The sequence below is a fragment of the Idiomarina aquatica genome (genome assembly GCF_003987185.1).
In the GTDB taxonomy this organism is placed as follows: Bacteria; Pseudomonadota; Gammaproteobacteria; order Enterobacterales; family Alteromonadaceae; genus Idiomarina; species Idiomarina aquatica.
This window is the reverse complement of sequence record NZ_PIPS01000001.1, coordinates 47,537-62,909: the sequence shown is the minus strand read 5'-3', so window position 1 is coordinate 62,909 and position 15,373 is coordinate 47,537. Positions and strand designations below refer to the sequence as shown.

Sequence of the window (15,373 nt, the reverse complement as noted above, 5' to 3'; positions counted from 1 at the left end):
GGAGTTAGCATGGCGAAACTAAAGAAACTTGAAACCAAGCATTTTAATAAAAAGCTGGCTTTGAATCAGTGGTTAACGACGCAATTCGGTATTAATCCGTTAGATGAAAAATTTCTGAAAACTGGCAGTTTGCGCGCGCTGGATGTTTTGGCAAATACGCTTCGTAAATCAAAATCTGGTCTCGCAGCTGACCGGCATCATTTTTACTTGGCCGATCTATTAACTCATTGGCAACCGAGCTGGCAATACAGTGAACAGCAGTTAAGAAAGTTTGATGAAAATATCGTTGCGCACTTGGACTTAATTAACGAGGGCCGTGACAACGCAATTGAATGGAAGTATTTTCAGTGGTTGAGTTTGTTATTCGTTGAAATATACCTGTATGAGTTTTTTAACGATAGATACAGTTTGCTGAATAAGCTTAATAACTACCTTTCAGCGTTCAACAACTATTATCATGAACAAGGTTATGAAACGCCGTTGACGCCATACGCATACGAAGATTTAAACAAGCTGTGCTTACAAAATGCAACAGGTAGTGGCAAAACCCTATTAATGCATTGTAATGTGTTGCAGTTTCAGCACTATGCTAAGCGATTCGCGCAGTTGGATGATTATAGCCAAGTGATTCTAATAAGCCCAAACGAGCGTTTGAGCGAGCAGCACTTAATTGAATTATCTGATAGTGGTTTCAACCCGAGTCGGCTTGTACAGAGCGTCCAGCAGCCATTATCAAGTGGTGACTCGCCCTTTGTTGACATTAAGCTGACTGAAATAACCAAGTTAAGCGACACTCAGGGCGATAAGGTGATGGATGCCGCCAGCTTTGGCGACCAGAATTTGTTGCTGGTTGATGAGGGGCATCGTGGTCTTGGCACAGCAGATAGCGAAACCGGTTGGTTAGCCAGTAGGCGACAACTTGCGGGTAACGGCTTTACCTTTGAGTATTCTGCTACCTTCAAAGAAGCTGTCGTTGCTGCGAAAAATTCAAAAGTTGAGATGGATTATGCCAAGTCGGTCGTGTTTGATTATGCTTACCGATACTTTTATGAGGATGGCTATGGTAAGGATTACCGTATTTTTAACTTAGCCAATAAACAAGAAGAAATCATTCATCAAAAACCTTATTTAACGGCGGCGTTACTGGCGTTTTATCAACAACTAAGACTGTTCCAGGATCGAAAGTCTGAGTTCGAGCACTTTAATCTAGAAATGCCGTTATGGGTTTTCGTTGGTGCAAGTGTCATCAAGGATAACGGCAAAACAGAGTCAGCTAAAAATTACAGTGAACGCGCATCTGATATCGCCAAGGTTTTAAAGTTTTTTGGATGGTTTTTGTCTAACCAATCGCAAGCAATTGAAGCGATTGATTCAGTTTTGAATACCAATGCTAAAACAGCAGGACTGACAGACGAAAAGGGCTATGACATTTTTGGTTCAAGTTTCCCATACTTAAAAAATGAATTGAAATTGTCGCCCAGTCAAATATTTACCGATTTGTGCCAAAAAGTATTTCAAAGCAATAGTGGCGGTCAGCTTGTTGTTGAACGTATTACGGGCGATTCGGGCGAGCTATTGTTGAAAGTGGGTGACAGCTCAAAGCCATTTGGCTTGATTAACGTAGGTGATGCAAAAGGCTTGGCTGACCATTTAGAGTCTAGCCTTAGTCATGACCAAGAGCGTGAACAATTAGATTGTGATATCCAGATTGCAAAATCAGAATTCGCTAGCCCGCTTTTTGCTGAAATTAATGCTGAAAATTCGCCAGTTAATATTCTTATTGGCTCTAAAAAATTCGTTGAGGGCTGGAACTCCTGGCGCGTGTCATCAATGGGCTTGATGAACACAGGGAAAAAGGAAGGTTCGCAGATTATCCAGTTATTTGGTCGCGGCGTGCGTTTGCGTGGCCGAGACATGAGCTTGATGCGCTCAAGCCGCTACTTGCCGGCTTCAGCACCAAAGTACGTGCAACTGTTAGAAACCCTCAATGTTTTTGGTGTTGGCTCAGACTTTATCGCGAGCTTTAAGGATTACCTTGCTGACGAAGGTTTACCCGGCAACGAAGATACTTACATAGAGAATGTTAAGTTGAGTGTGGTTGAAGGTATGGGCGAACGGCTGAAAATGTTACGCCCTAAAGTACGACAGGACACCCAGAAAGCCTATTCCTTCAGTAAGGATGGCCCCCTTGTTTTGCTGGGGGGAACTGGTAACGATTTAGGTATTCCACCTAATATTTTGAAGCGAGGGCGGAAGGTTATTTTAGATCGCTGTCCTAATATGCGAACAATGACCGCGAAAGAGCTCGAAGAGGCTAACTCAGCTCTGCAGGTTACTGAGCCCAGAGCCGCTCATTTCGACACAACGCGGGCAAACCTTCTACGCTACGATAAACTATACCTAGCTTTAAATCGTTACGTACAAAGCAGAGGGTATGCAAATTTATTGGTACAAAAAGGCCGGCTGCAGTCATTACTGCTGAGCCACTCTTGGTATGACATTTACATCCCAGATAATCAGTGGAATATGGCCTCTAATAATATTCGAGTCTGGCAAGAGCTTGCACTTGAGTTGTTATGTTCACTGGCCGACAAAATTCATAACTTTCACAAACGCAGTTATTTAGAGCCGCGCCTTGAGCTTGTTACTCTGGATTCAGCCAACGATAACTTACCAATTGATAACGAGTATACCATTACCGTCGATGCGAGCAGCTCGGCTTTGGTTGACGATATTCAACAGCTCAAAGAAGCATTTGAACAGCACTCCGAAGAGTTGTTTGACTCAGGCAGAGAATCAATCAAAGGTATTAAGCTAAACGAACACCTTTTTAACCCACTGTTGTGTGCCACTTCAGATCGAATAAAAGTGCGACCTGTTGGCCTTGAGCTCTCCGAGTTTGAATTTATTGAGGACTTAAAGGACTGGCTTGCTAGTCACCAAAGATTGTTGGAGCAATCTGGTGAAGAAGTGTATCTGTTGAGAAACCTCGTGCGAAAAGGTATTGGTTTTTTTGAAGCAGGTGGTTTCTACCCCGATTTTATTCTTTGGCGTTTATGGAAAGATGAACAAGGTGAGCTAAAACAGCGGATAGCGTTTGTTGATCCGCACGGTATTCTGCGCACAGGTATCGGTGATGACAAAATTGAATTCAGCCAAAAAATCAAAAACGTGCAAACTCGTTTGAATAATGAGGTGGAGCTGGAAAGCATTATCATTAGTCCGCCGAAAACAACACGTGAAATGATTCAGGCGCAGTGGAACGTGACAGCTAACGATCTAGAAAATAGCCATGTGTTTTTTATGTCAGATAAAGAGCAGTATATAAAGCAAGTAATGAGTGTTTTGAGGAAGGCGTAGTCTTCATAGACAATACTGTTTGGCTATATGCGACACAAGATGACGCAAGGATGCGTAAACTTGTAAACAGCAGCTCGAGATAGGGCATAACAGATTTAAAGATCAAATATGGGATAGCAACATGAGCATGGAATCACCGTTTACAAAAACGTTATTAGAATCCTTAACTAACCGTCTACATGGAAAGTATTTTTCTGAGGAGTATGACTTCCATTATGACTCTATCTCGGACGCTAAGGAAAGGCGCCGAGGTAATAACCCAATGAGCCAGGAATACACCGATAGGATGAATGCGAAACGGCGTGAGTGGGGTGTGTCTGAGCTAGGTCCAGATGGGCTTGCGCAAGACGGCACGAGTCAAAAGCTTGCTCATGAATGGGCAACGGACTTGGTTGCTGCCCATGAGTCTGAATTAACCCGTGACTTGTCAGTGGCGCTTTTTAACGAAGACCCTGCAGGTACAATGTGTAAAGAAAATGACTGCGATGACGAGTATGATTACATCGCGGCGTCAATCATTGCTGACCCGCAGGGTTCCGGTTCGTTTAAGACGAGTTTAAAAGCAGCGTTAGAGCAGTCGTTTGGAGCGGATATTTTGGTTGACCCGCGCATCAACGATGAGTCGATTGATATTGGTGAACGTAAGCGTATAGCAAACGTCGATCAAGCTGCTGAACTGGCCGATAAGTTAATAAATCGTGTCGCTACCCATTACATAAAACTGTTTGAAAAGAAGTCTGAGTGAGCCGGTGAACCTCAAATAAAAGAAATTCTTCACGAGATGGCCAGGATTCAAAGTACCAGATCAGGTTCCCGAATGGGATTGTGGGGCGCCGACACTCAGTTTAATTGTTTAATAACCAACTAGACAGTCTGAGTTACTTGGTGTGCGGCCATTGGGAAGATATTCGCAACCAACACGTGGTTCCATCGAGTAAATGTTCACTGGATATCCCGCGTCCCATAACACCGTGGAAAGCGTCGGCAGCCCCAAAATTGCCTTCCCGCATTGGCGCCGTTCCGAGCGGTGCGTTTAACCATTGGGCTATTGCAGTTAGGGCAATGTATGACGGTAACTTTACTGACATGGTTAGGGGGAAATGTAACGGCGTCTTTTTCACGTTGGCGGATAAACCGGTGAAAAGTGGTGCCGTCAATCATGTAAATGGGTTTGTCTTTCGCAAAGTCGAGTGCTTCACGTGTCAATTCTCCTGAAGTCACCATAAAACCACCGGCGGCGTTTTCAGCGGCAATGAGTCCATAAAGCTCTCGAACGACCGCAACGGGTACTTTACGCATTTTCCATTGTTTACACTGCACCAGGTACAGTCGGTCGTCTTTTTTTATGCGTAAGTCAACACCGCCATCAGGACCTTTTTTTGTGGGCTTTACGGTATAGCCTTCGCGTTTAAAGTATTCACCGGTTAACGATTCAAAATCGCTCCATGACATTTCATTTAGTGAAGCTGATGTCGGCGACTGCTCAACATAGTGGTAATGTCTTTGCGTTAGCAATGACTTGATAAATGACACAAAACTTGCAATTGCCAGCAATATCGGCAAAAAGATCTTTACTAACGTAAGCGCCATCGCTTTAGCCGGTTCAAATGCGGCAACCACAACATCGCCCGGATTACTGCTTTTAGGCCGAACAGCGGCCTCGGGCGTTAATTGCTGATAAGTATCAATGCCAAAAAATATGCATATTGCGAGAGCAAGACTGACATACCAGGGCCAAGTCACAAAGAGATCGAGGAGTCCCTCTATTAATGATTTACCGCTTCGTCTGCGCGCCATTGTCCTTCCTTGGGCAATCGGTAGTGGATGATCAGCTCATTAATTTAATACAAAAAAATTCTGACTGCTACCAGGGCGTCATGCCAGTTTATAGTCAACCACGACCTAAACTGACGCACTCCGAGCAACTGCCGTTACTCAACGACGGTGATGACCTCGACCAAGTGCGGCCCTGGCATATCAACGTCGACAAAAACGGTCAATAAAACTGACCCACCACGGACTGTTCGGATAGACCGAAATCGGTGATCGGATTAAACCGAAATACGTGTTCGGGTGACCCCGCAACCATCTCAGCGACAATTATCTTGGCCGGCTGTGTGGTTCGCGTTACACTTGCCAAGTAATTGCTCAAGCTCCTTCACTTTCTTTTGCAGCGCTTTATGCTCGGCTGCGCTGACCACTTCATCGCCAGCCTGAATTGCGGACATGCCACCGTCTTGCATGAGTTTCTTCCACTTAAATAATAAACTCGGGGTGATACCATTTTGTCTAGCCACCAGTGACACCGAATAACCCGGCTGCATGGTCATGGCGACAAACTTCGCTTTCTCCTGCGGAGTATAGCGACGACGGCGTTGTTCGCCAGTGAAAATTTCTATACGCTCCATAGACACTCCTTAAAGATAGGTCTGAGCCTATCGCTTAACTAATGAGTGTCCGTTTTAAAAAGGGGCTAATACAGACTCTATATAGTTATGCCTTCCATAAAGTAATCAAATATGTATTTATCAAAAGAATCAAATGATGCGTTTAGTCGTAGTTGATGATCTATAGATATACTCGTAAACTCTTCTAAAACATCATGAATCTCAATCTCATCTCGCTCAAGGTCTATCACTCCTAGATCATGAATTTTTCTAGATAACATTCTTGGTAAACCGTACTCTTCTAGCTGATAAACCAAAGGTGGTAGGAAAGCATTAGAAACCTTACCGACAAAAGGCGAAATATCTATATTCTCGTTTAGAATATTTTTCTGGAGAACATTTACATCATTGAGAAGCGAGGCGAGTTTGAATGTAGTGTTCTTCTCTAGTTCAAAGAACTGATCAATGCCGATATCTAGGGCTTTCAGCCTATTCAGTAACTGAGGAATAGTTAGCGACCAGTTATCCGCTAAAACCTTAACAAACCCCACAAATTTACTATGTTTTTCTCCCCAACCACTTGGAGATAGCCTTATTACTTTGTACAAATAACCTTCCCAATCATCGGGATGGCTCGAGTTTAAGTATCCTAAACCGCCCCACGTAGATTTATTTGTTACTAGTTCTTTTGCGATGTTACGAATTAAAAACGAATCACTGGATTCAATTTGACCGCCTTTTTGAAGTTGATTCAGCCTACCTTCGCCCAGTAACTCCTCCATATCCTCTTTGTAGGCGATTATCTTAGCTATTTGATCCTGAGTTAGTTCAGTTTTATATTCTTCCAAATCAATACTGCCAACGAGTTGGTCTGGGAATTCTAAGTCTAATTGTGTCTTGGTTTCTTCTGGAGGCTTCTCTAAAACATAGACCTTTCCAACGAAGTGTCGGAACATTCTACCACCACGGCCTATGATGTTCTTATAGCTAAAATCACTTATGCGTGCTTTTCCTCTACCACTGAGGTTGCTCCAAAGAACGACGTTTTCTGCGGATGTATTTACCCCTTCTATAATAGAAGATGTGGATACCAAGTTTTTGAGACCTTTTTCTTCCTCAAATAAGCGTATTTGAATTTGACTTAGCGAGCGATGTAAGCGTCCATTGTGAATGCCTGTTCCCTTTTTTACCAAGTTGGTCAGTTTCCAGTTAACATCGTAATTTTTTGCCAACCAATGATGGAAATCTCTGAGCAGACGATTTTCGAATGATGAAAAGCGGGCTGTAAGCAAATTAGATAAGCTATCAATATTTCTAAAAGTGCCCGCGTATATCAATGTTTTACCAGCAGTCTTCGATAGGATATTAATTAATGCCTCGCACTTAGCCGTTTCATCACCGTCGATCTCCTCATAAAGTTCATGCTTTTCGAGAAAAACAGTATTAAAATTTACATTCACAAATTCCATATTTCTTGTAAATAGGCTGTCATTCAGTGAAGATATGTTTGGGGCAAGAAAGTACTTTTGTTTTGCTTTTGAGCCAAGCTTTAATATGGTATTTACTAACGTCGGAGACCTATCCTTATCAAATGCTGAACTTGCTTTATAGAATTCATCAATTATCAATATATCTATGTTCTCTAACTGTTCTGCGTAGTGGATAGCTCGTTCTTGAGGAAAAATAAAAATGTTTGAATCACTAAGTGTTGCTTCGGAAGTTGTGATTATCTTATAGATCCCGCTAAACTTCTTATGCAATCTCCTTCGAGTTTCATCTGTTAACGCAATTGTAGGGACAATAATTACTAAATTTTTTGGTTTTTTTAACGCTATAAACGCATCAATAACGAAACTCTTGCCAAAACTGGTGGGAGCGCTTACCGCAAGGTTTTTTCCCTCTATTAACTTTTTGAGAATTGAGGATTGTTCTCGATGTAGAGTTAAAGTATCTCTTTCACCAACATCCACCTTAAATGCTTCATGTGCATATCTATCTTGCCAATCACTTGTTTCCAGTTGAATGTAAGGAAATAAACCGACCTGCCTGATCAGGTTGTTGACTAAAGGTGAGTATTGGATTTGCTTAGACTTATGATAGTCCAGCAGTTTAATGAGCTCATTTCTCGCGGACACTTCATCTAGATCTTTTATATAGTTATTGATCTCATGACACTTTTCGAATATATCCACTAGAACTCCTCCTTCAAGAACTCAACCTTTTGGACAAATTTTTCAACAATTTGAGCCTTATTTGGAACTGGGAACAGTATGATATGGAAGGTTATTTGGTCGTAAAGATGTACGTCGCTTATCTCTGATATCTGCTTCTCGAAGTAAGCAGTTGCTCTATCTAAGTGGTAATCCGTAATTTGCGTCTGGTATTCCTCTGACCACATAGTAGTACCTTGAGTTACCTCGCACTCATGAAGTATAAAAATGGGAATATGGATTTTGGGTTTAATGGAGTCTAATGACACTTTAGGTGCCAACGCATCTTTGATTCGTTGACGTAATTCAGAGTTTTCTATTAAGTGATCAATATCGCTAACATTCGTGACGATACTGTTCTCTTTCTTCAGCTTATCTGGGTGCAAGGAGTTCTTTACAGATTTAACTATGGAACCAAGTCTTGCGTTCTCGATTGACTTGTAAAACTTAGCTTCGCCGAGCCAAAGGGAAAAATCATCACCATGCACAATTAGATGGACACTATCAGCACCTTTTGCGTTATCTTGAGCATTCTGTTTATAGAAAATCTTGGGAACCACTGGCAAAGCTCCATAGTGGTGTTTCATAATCCCGTATAAAAAAATTTCGGCTAATTCACTACCTTTACCAATATCAGTTTCTTTATCTGTCAATCTTAGGTTAGCTGCGGAGGCTGTAAGTAAAGATGAGGATTTGTTAATTAGTGCTTCTCTTTCCTGAGACGACAGAGAAGTTTCTGCAATATTATCCCATATAAACATATGAAAGTTTTTTTGATGCCAACTTCCTTCCTCGAAATCATTGGCGATACTCAAAACATGCTTGTTGTATTGAGGGCTTATACTTTTCTTACAAAGATCAGAAAATGAGCCGTCTAACAATACTTTGAATTCCATAACTTACTAACCTGTATATCAATTTTCTCAATGATATAGAACTTGTGACATGGCATCAATATCACTTTTAGAGAGGGTGCAGTCTTGACAATTGCAACCCAAACACTGGGATATCTATGTAATGCTGACTAAGCTGACCTTCTAATTCGGACGCCAATTCACAGCGGAACATTTTTGAGTTAGCAATTATGTTTATCCGTCTAAAGGACGCAAAGCGTTTCTAACACCGAATGCGGTAGAAATGAGCTATATACCTGAATGTCCGCTCCTGGCACGAAGCAGCCCAAGAGGATAAAATTAAGGTCTGAAAAGAGCGATTAGCGGACCTTCTTACTTTCAGCCAACTCCAACTAGTGACTAGCCGTCCCGTTATTCGCAAGCGTGGGTGTTGATAGCGGTGCAAGGCACATTCAAGTCGGCAATATTGCGCATATTTTTGTTGTGTTGTGTATTTAAGTCGTTTACTGTCAATGACATAACAAAAAATAAAGGTTAAATATTGTGCTCTCGTTAGAGTATAAGTGAGTATACTCAAATTGCCTTTGCTAACTCGGAACCTTTCAAGTCAGGAATGACTGCTTGCTCAGTAAGTTAAGAACCGAAAACTATCAATTGGACGAGTTTCTAAATGCGCACGCACCATATACAAATGTTAGGCAATCTTTGACTGGAGAGATTGATGGCTGAAGTAAAGGATTTTATATACCTAGACATGGACAAGGTTAGCTCCCTTTATAGCCAAATTTCTGGAGGCATAGCCCAGTCCTTCGAAGTTTCTTCCGTGTCCTCTGAAAATAGCAAGAATCTTAGAAACTATGATTTTAAGGTATTTAAGCATGAGGCGGGAGGGACAGGCACAGAGTCCCAGGGGCTAAAAGAAACTAGGGTTAGTCATCACGAGGTGTTAAACGAATTAGAGCGAGAGCTTTTTGAACAAGGGTACACGGCAGAAATTGGAGTCGATGTTACAGAGGAATCTATTGAAAGTGGCTCGGCAATAAATACTTTTAAAAATGCCCTGTGTGTAAAAGCTGAAGGTAATATCGTCCTTGAAGATTATGAGCGAATAACTCGAATAGCCGACAATTATGATGATATCACTAAGTTCATAAATTACAGCGTTAAGTCAAGCCTTCGAGAGTCGCCTGAATTAAAAGATATTTTTGAAAATCTTGATGTTATGAGAGAGGACATCAAGAAAATGAAGAACGGCCAGCCTAAGACAAAGAAGAAACAGGAGCTAAAGCAGGCAGAAGAGAGACTTGAGAGAGTCGTCAACAACAAATTAGTCGGCGCAGTTGACGGTTGGATTATCGAAGGTTTAAAAACTTGGGTTCGAGTATTTCTACCTGACATTTTCAATATTCGCCTTTACCCATTCCCTGATATGCCAAACTTTCATGTTATGTCAAATGTAAAAAGAGAGTTCTTCTTAGATCAAGATACAGAGTCCGTCCATTACCTTTTTGGATCTAAACCAACAATAAGAGTAACTATGCTTGGTGTTATTACATCAATTCCTGAAAAGGAAGAGGATGAATTTGACCCAATGGCTGAATTTAATGATGAGGAAATGAAAGTTGAAGGCAATGAGCATCTGTCAGTTGAGAGTGGCTTTCGAGGCGTATTTAGAGGCTTTGATGGATTAGAAGAAATGATCAGGACCTGTCGTTACCCCCGAATAATGGTACAGCCGATCGCAATCTATCGAGCCATTAAGCCTAACAAAACATTGCAACGGAGAAGCCGCTGAATGCGGCCTTATGCATCAATAGGGAGCTGATTTCAGTGGAAGAGAGAAAGCCATACTTATATTTAAACGCATTCTTGGCAAAGGCTGAACATGCTTCGCTAGAAGTTTCCGACTTCCTAAAGGGAGCATCTCAGGTGAACGCTTATGATCTGGACAGTAAGCATGAACTTGAAGGAAAGCTATTCGTAAAAATACCTACAGAAAAGAAGCCAAAATGGAGTGCGTTTACTGAGAACATTACTGGCGTTTCGCTCGATGAACTTGCTAATCGCTCTAGCTCTGCAGTCCTTATTATAAAAACAGCAACGGCTACAATGGCTTTTACCTTCGGTTATGGTCGATTCTTGATAGATACAAAATACTTTGTTCATGACTTTGGAATAAAAACTGCACTCAATACACTTGATCATGACAGCTTGCGCAGCGTTGACCTGTTCACGTTAGAAGATCAAGCCGTACAGAAGAAGTCGCAAGCATCGAGAGAATCGGCGGTTGGAGTCTTTGGTATTGATATATCCAGAGATGTACTGCGGGCTGTTACTGGGTCGCCAAAAACTGGCGTAAACTTAAAAAATATTTCAGGCGGTGATTCTGTATACTCCTTTGCTACAGAGATTAATGTCGATGAATTATCAAGCTTGGTGGACTTGCTTTCTAGCTACTATAGCAACGATTCATATAAGAAAGGATTTTCATGGGTCGATAATATTAGGAAGGTTAAAGAAAAGTCAGAAATCGATGGTCTTGATGAAAAGCTACTTGAAAAACTTAAATTAAAGAGTTCAGATATAACCATCACCCTTCCTGAGATTGTTCAATGGGATGCAATTTATGGGTTTAGCTTTACTCGCTCTAAAAGCACAATAAAGCCAACAATTGAAGCAGGTGATTATCTTGACAACTTAGACACTGCATCGGTTTCAATCGATTCGATTAAACGGGATCGGTTGTTTGTATATGATGTACACGAAAACGAATCCGAACATCAAATATATAAATGCATTTATTTTGAATATAAGGAAGAAAATAAGACTTATATATTGTTCGCAGGATTGTGGTATGAAATTGACAATAATTTTATGTCCAGAATTGATGCAGTCCTTTCCCAAATAAGTATATCAGCCTTAACCTTTCCAAAGGTTTACGTATGGGAAGAAACTAAAGATGGGGAGCCAAAATCAAAAATTGAAACCGAAGGTGATTACAATGCAAGGGTTGCTAATGACCACTCTTATCACTTGCTCGATAAAAAGCTGATCAAAAGCAATAGGACTACTTCATCTATCGAACTTTGTGATTTGATGACCAATAGCAAACAGTTTATTCATGTGAAGCATAGAAAAGGTGGCTCGGCCGGTTTAAGTCATTTATTCGCTCAAGGTAGTGTGTCTGCTGAGGTTTTACTTGGAGACAGAGAGTTCAGGAAAAAAGCACGAACTGTTCTGAGGCAAGTGAGCAGCGGCTTGCAGGATAGCGTCCCACTCGATAACTTCAAAAGTGATGGAGTTGAAGTCGTCTTCTTAATTTTAGGTGAGGATTCAGCGAGCTTGAAGAGTAATTTACCATTCTTCAGCAAAGTTAATCTATCGAAGGCATTTGAAAATCTTTCTCAAAGGGGGTTTGAGGTAACCATTTCGGGTGTTGGTACGGAGCAAAAACCTAATGCATAACAAGGCCAAGCACAGCGACAGCTTTTCCGTTGCGGCTTCGCCTCCATTACAAGGTCACCGCTAAGCTCAGTCTTAACGTCCGCTCTTGGCACAAACCAAATCTCCGATAACAAGCTAAAAATCAATATTTAGTTCAGGGAAGATGCAATGAGTAAAACAGCTATCGCCGTAACCGCCTTAGTTGCAGGTGGGGTAAGCTATTGGTTGGGAGTTAGCCAGTCGCAAGAGGCAGAACCTCCAACTCCATCTAATTTCAATTCAGGTGCGGTTGAGTCCGCAGAGTCAGGCGTTATGCAGCAAGCGTTGAGCCAGCGGAAAACGGTTAAATCAGACGCCAAAATAGCCGATAGCTCCCGAGAAAAAGCCGAGCAAGAATCGTCGAATAGCACCGAAGAACTTATTGGCAAACATCCTTTTCACTTTCGTGGGATTTACGCACAAGTAGCGCGGGAAAATAGCTATTACCCAAAAACCGTTGACCGTTTTGTTAACGAGAATGGTGTTAGTTCCTGGGGCGCTTCGCGTGAGGGAGAGATTACAAACTTTATGCAGTTTGACGCGCTTAAGAACATCAACGTGGATTATCTGCAGTGTCGTATTAAAACCTGTTTGATGCGAGGCTCCGCAGAATCGCTAGATGCAGCCAGTCAGGTTTACGAACATTATATAAAAATCCAGCAATGGGGCCATCACTTCGATGGCAAAGAGGACGAGGACGGCAATTTCCATTTTTACATAATTACGCACCGACAAGATGATTGATCACCACAGGTAATGTTCGCTCTTGAGAACAGCCAGACTTTGCAGCGCCTAGTCGGCTTTTTACGGCCTGAACCCGCAACATACAGCGATCACGCACAACACGATGCGTTTTAAGTCTACAGACAGCGTGAGGAGAGGGTGCTTAAATAAAAGGGCTTTGAAAAAAGCTCCTTGAGCACTTCGTGTGTCTCCTTAAGTAGTAACGCCCAGGGGGCGATGACGGCGGGACAGACCGCACTCCTCGTAAAAAAGTAGTAGAACGTCCATTTGAAAGTCCCTTTGAAAGTCCCTTCGCTCTGCGGAGGGACTTTTTTTAAGAAACTAAATTGTTCCGCCAAAACGTGATTTAATAACCAACCAGTAAAGCAAACAGCGCCGACCAAACGCGTTTGTCCGCACAGGAAGCCCCCAGACTGAAACGGTTGTCACAAGCTATGAACGAACAAGAACGCTACATGCAGGATTTCTTTAAGGTGTTTAACGGCGTTGAACGTTGGGGACCCGGCACCGCAGCCGACACCTTGCACGCACTCAAGCAGTTACCAACGCCACCGAAAACGCTGCTGGAAATCGGCTGCGGGAAGGGCGCTGCAACACTGGTACTTGCTAACGCACTTGACGCTCACATTACCGCGATAGACAACGAACAGACCGCCCTGGACAAGCTCTCGGAGCATCTGCACGCCAACGGCTTAACGCAACGGGTAAAGCCGCTTAACATGAGTATGGCCGATATCGACTTCCCCGATGAATCCTTCGACACCCTTTGGTGCGAAACATCCATTTACGTACTGGGTGTTGAGAAAGCGCTGGCGGCGTGGAAACGACTGTTAAAGCCCGGTGGTTTCATGGTATTCAATGATCTCGTTTGGTTAACAGACAGCCGCAGCCAAGAAGCCGCAGAATTTTGGTCACGCGAATACCCGGACATGCAAACCGTTGGCAAACGCCAGGCACAAATTCAGCAAGCAGGCTACGAACTCATCAATACCTTTACCATGGACGAAAAGGGCTGGCACGACTATTACCAACCCTTAGCGCATCGCCTTTCCGAACTGCGCCCCGAACAACCGGACTCTCCCGCGTTTAACGATATCGCCACCGAAATAGCGATTTACGAAAAATACCTCTCAGAGTTTGGCTATCAGTTTTTTATTGCTCGGAAGGTAGGGTGAGAAAGGGTTCTGTTGTCCGCTCTTTAACGACTCAAAAGGAACCTCTTTTGCGGAAAAAGCACTAAAGTGCTATTGCGCTCAACGATTTTGTCGCTCATGTTGAGCACAAAAGGAGGGGATAGTCATGCACAAAGTATTTATTACCAATGTGGCGCAATACACCGGTCCGGGGATCATGAAAGTACTCAAAAGTAAGGGATATCACCTTATCTGCCATGACAGTTCGTTCTCGTGTGAAGCGACGCGTTTGGCATTTGAGAAAGAACACGACGTTCAGTGCCTTAGTCTGCAGTCACCGTCTTCGTTGATTGACTACATAAAAAATGAAACCGATTTATTCAGGTTTGTAGTTAACGATGTCCACCCCAACCAACCCAAACCCTTTGATGAAATAGACAGCGCTGAGTTAGAGAGCGCGTTCGACGCGTTAGTGCTGTTTCCGTTTGCGCTTTCGAAGGGTATTTTTTCCATGCTTCGCCAGCAAAAGCGGGGGCACTTATTATTTATTACTTCAGCGCGTCAATTACAGCCTGAACCGGGCTTCGCCGTGGCAACCACAGTAAGATCTGCGGCAACCGCAATGGCCATGTCACTATCAAGAGAAGCAGCGCCTTTGGGTATTCAAGTAAATGTCTTGCAACCGAATTACTTATACAGCGAAATGTACTACCCCAAATCACACTTTATTGAATCTGAAGAAGGGCGAAGCGAGATTGCTGCAAAAGTTCCAATGGGAAGACTCGGGCGACCCGAAGAGCTCGGAGAACTCGCAGAACTCTTAATCTCGGGAAGAAGCTCATTTACAACGGGTCAGGTGATTAACTTTACCGGAGGATGGCCGTAGGTTCAGTGTATATGGACACAGGTTTTCAATATTTGATTTAGACGATAGTGAATGCTGTAAATGGTTCACGGAGAATTCCTTCGAGTTTTAGCTCGAAAACCAATGAATACAGATAGTCTGCTTTGAGCGAAGAGGGGACCATCGACTTTTGCCTGGTTCAACGAGTAACTCGCCTCTCTGTTATTAATAATGAGCCTGGATGGCGCGAACCAGACACGGCACACTTATCTCAGCAATAGTGTACGTTTTGTTATTGTGTTGTGTATTTAAGTCGTTTACTGTCAATAATATAACGAAAAATTAAAGTTAGATATTG

11 protein-coding genes and 1 pseudogene are annotated in these 15,373 nt (G+C 42.6%); 8 read left to right on the top strand and 4 right to left on the bottom strand.

What is annotated here, in order from left to right; all coding sequences use genetic code 11:
* Nucleotides 1-9 precede the first annotated feature (9 nt).
* A complete protein-coding gene (locus CWE23_RS00315) occupies nt 10-3,360 on the top strand; it encodes a DEAD/DEAH box helicase (protein WP_126819089.1) in 3,351 nt (1,116 codons plus the stop codon).
* A gap of 121 nt (nt 3,361-3,481) precedes the next feature.
* Nucleotides 3,482-4,105: a hypothetical protein gene (locus CWE23_RS00310; protein WP_126819088.1), complete on the top strand. Its 624-nt coding sequence runs from the start codon at nt 3,482-3,484 to the stop codon at nt 4,103-4,105.
* A 197-nt stretch (nt 4,106-4,302) separates the two neighbouring features.
* On the opposite strand, the gene CWE23_RS00305 is transcribed toward CWE23_RS00310, so the two are convergent.
* Nucleotides 4,303-5,157, bottom strand: coding sequence for a restriction endonuclease (locus CWE23_RS00305; RefSeq protein WP_126819087.1), 855 nt, complete (start codon nt 5,155-5,157; stop codon nt 4,303-4,305).
* Nucleotides 5,158-5,237: 80 nt separating this feature from the next.
* On the opposite strand from CWE23_RS00305, the gene CWE23_RS13925 reads away from it, so the two are divergent.
* The gene (locus CWE23_RS13925) at nt 5,238-5,363 is read left to right on the top strand and encodes a hypothetical protein (RefSeq protein WP_275046260.1); all 126 of its coding nucleotides are present in this window, start codon (nt 5,238-5,240) and stop codon (nt 5,361-5,363) included.
* Nucleotides 5,364-5,492: 129 nt separating this feature from the next.
* Here CWE23_RS13925 and CWE23_RS00300 read toward each other — a convergent pair.
* The 3 genes and pseudogenes from CWE23_RS00300 to CWE23_RS00290 all read right to left on the bottom strand — a co-directional run.
* Nucleotides 5,493-5,768: pseudogene (locus CWE23_RS00300) on the bottom strand (transposase); the annotation flags it as partial.
* A 77-nt stretch (nt 5,769-5,845) separates the two neighbouring features.
* On the bottom strand, nt 5,846-7,939 hold the full coding sequence (locus tag CWE23_RS00295) for a DEAD/DEAH box helicase (RefSeq protein ID WP_126819086.1): 2,094 nt from the start codon (nt 7,937-7,939) through the stop codon (nt 5,846-5,848).
* Entirely contained in the window at nt 7,939-8,853 is a 915-nt protein-coding gene (locus CWE23_RS00290) for a HamA C-terminal domain-containing protein (RefSeq protein ID WP_126819085.1), read from the bottom strand. Before CWE23_RS00290 ends, CWE23_RS00295 begins: the two co-directional genes overlap by 1 nt.
* A 679-nt stretch (nt 8,854-9,532) precedes the next feature.
* On the opposite strand from CWE23_RS00290, the gene CWE23_RS00285 reads away from it, so the two are divergent.
* The 5 genes from CWE23_RS00285 (at nt 9,533) to CWE23_RS00265 (ending at nt 15,057) form a co-directional block, all read left to right on the top strand.
* A complete protein-coding gene (locus CWE23_RS00285; protein ID WP_126819084.1) occupies nt 9,533-10,606 on the top strand; it encodes a DUF6414 family protein in 1,074 nt (357 codons plus the stop codon).
* 35 nt (nt 10,607-10,641) lie between these two features.
* Nucleotides 10,642-12,276 carry a TIGR04141 family sporadically distributed protein gene (locus CWE23_RS00280; RefSeq protein ID WP_126819083.1) on the top strand — a complete coding sequence of 545 codons (1,635 nt, stop codon included), beginning with the start codon at nt 10,642-10,644 and terminating at the stop codon, nt 12,274-12,276.
* Nucleotides 12,277-12,423: 147 nt separating this feature from the next.
* Nucleotides 12,424-13,038: a hypothetical protein gene (locus tag CWE23_RS00275; protein ID WP_126819082.1), complete on the top strand. Its 615-nt coding sequence runs from the start codon at nt 12,424-12,426 to the stop codon at nt 13,036-13,038.
* 434 nt (nt 13,039-13,472) lie between these two features.
* Complete coding sequence (locus CWE23_RS00270) at nt 13,473-14,213, top strand: class I SAM-dependent methyltransferase (RefSeq protein WP_126819081.1); 741 nt, start codon at nt 13,473-13,475, stop codon at nt 14,211-14,213.
* Nucleotides 14,214-14,337: 124 nt separating this feature from the next.
* A complete protein-coding gene (locus tag CWE23_RS00265; RefSeq protein ID WP_126819080.1) occupies nt 14,338-15,057 on the top strand; it encodes an SDR family oxidoreductase in 720 nt (239 codons plus the stop codon).
* Nucleotides 15,058-15,373: the final 316 nt, after the last annotated feature.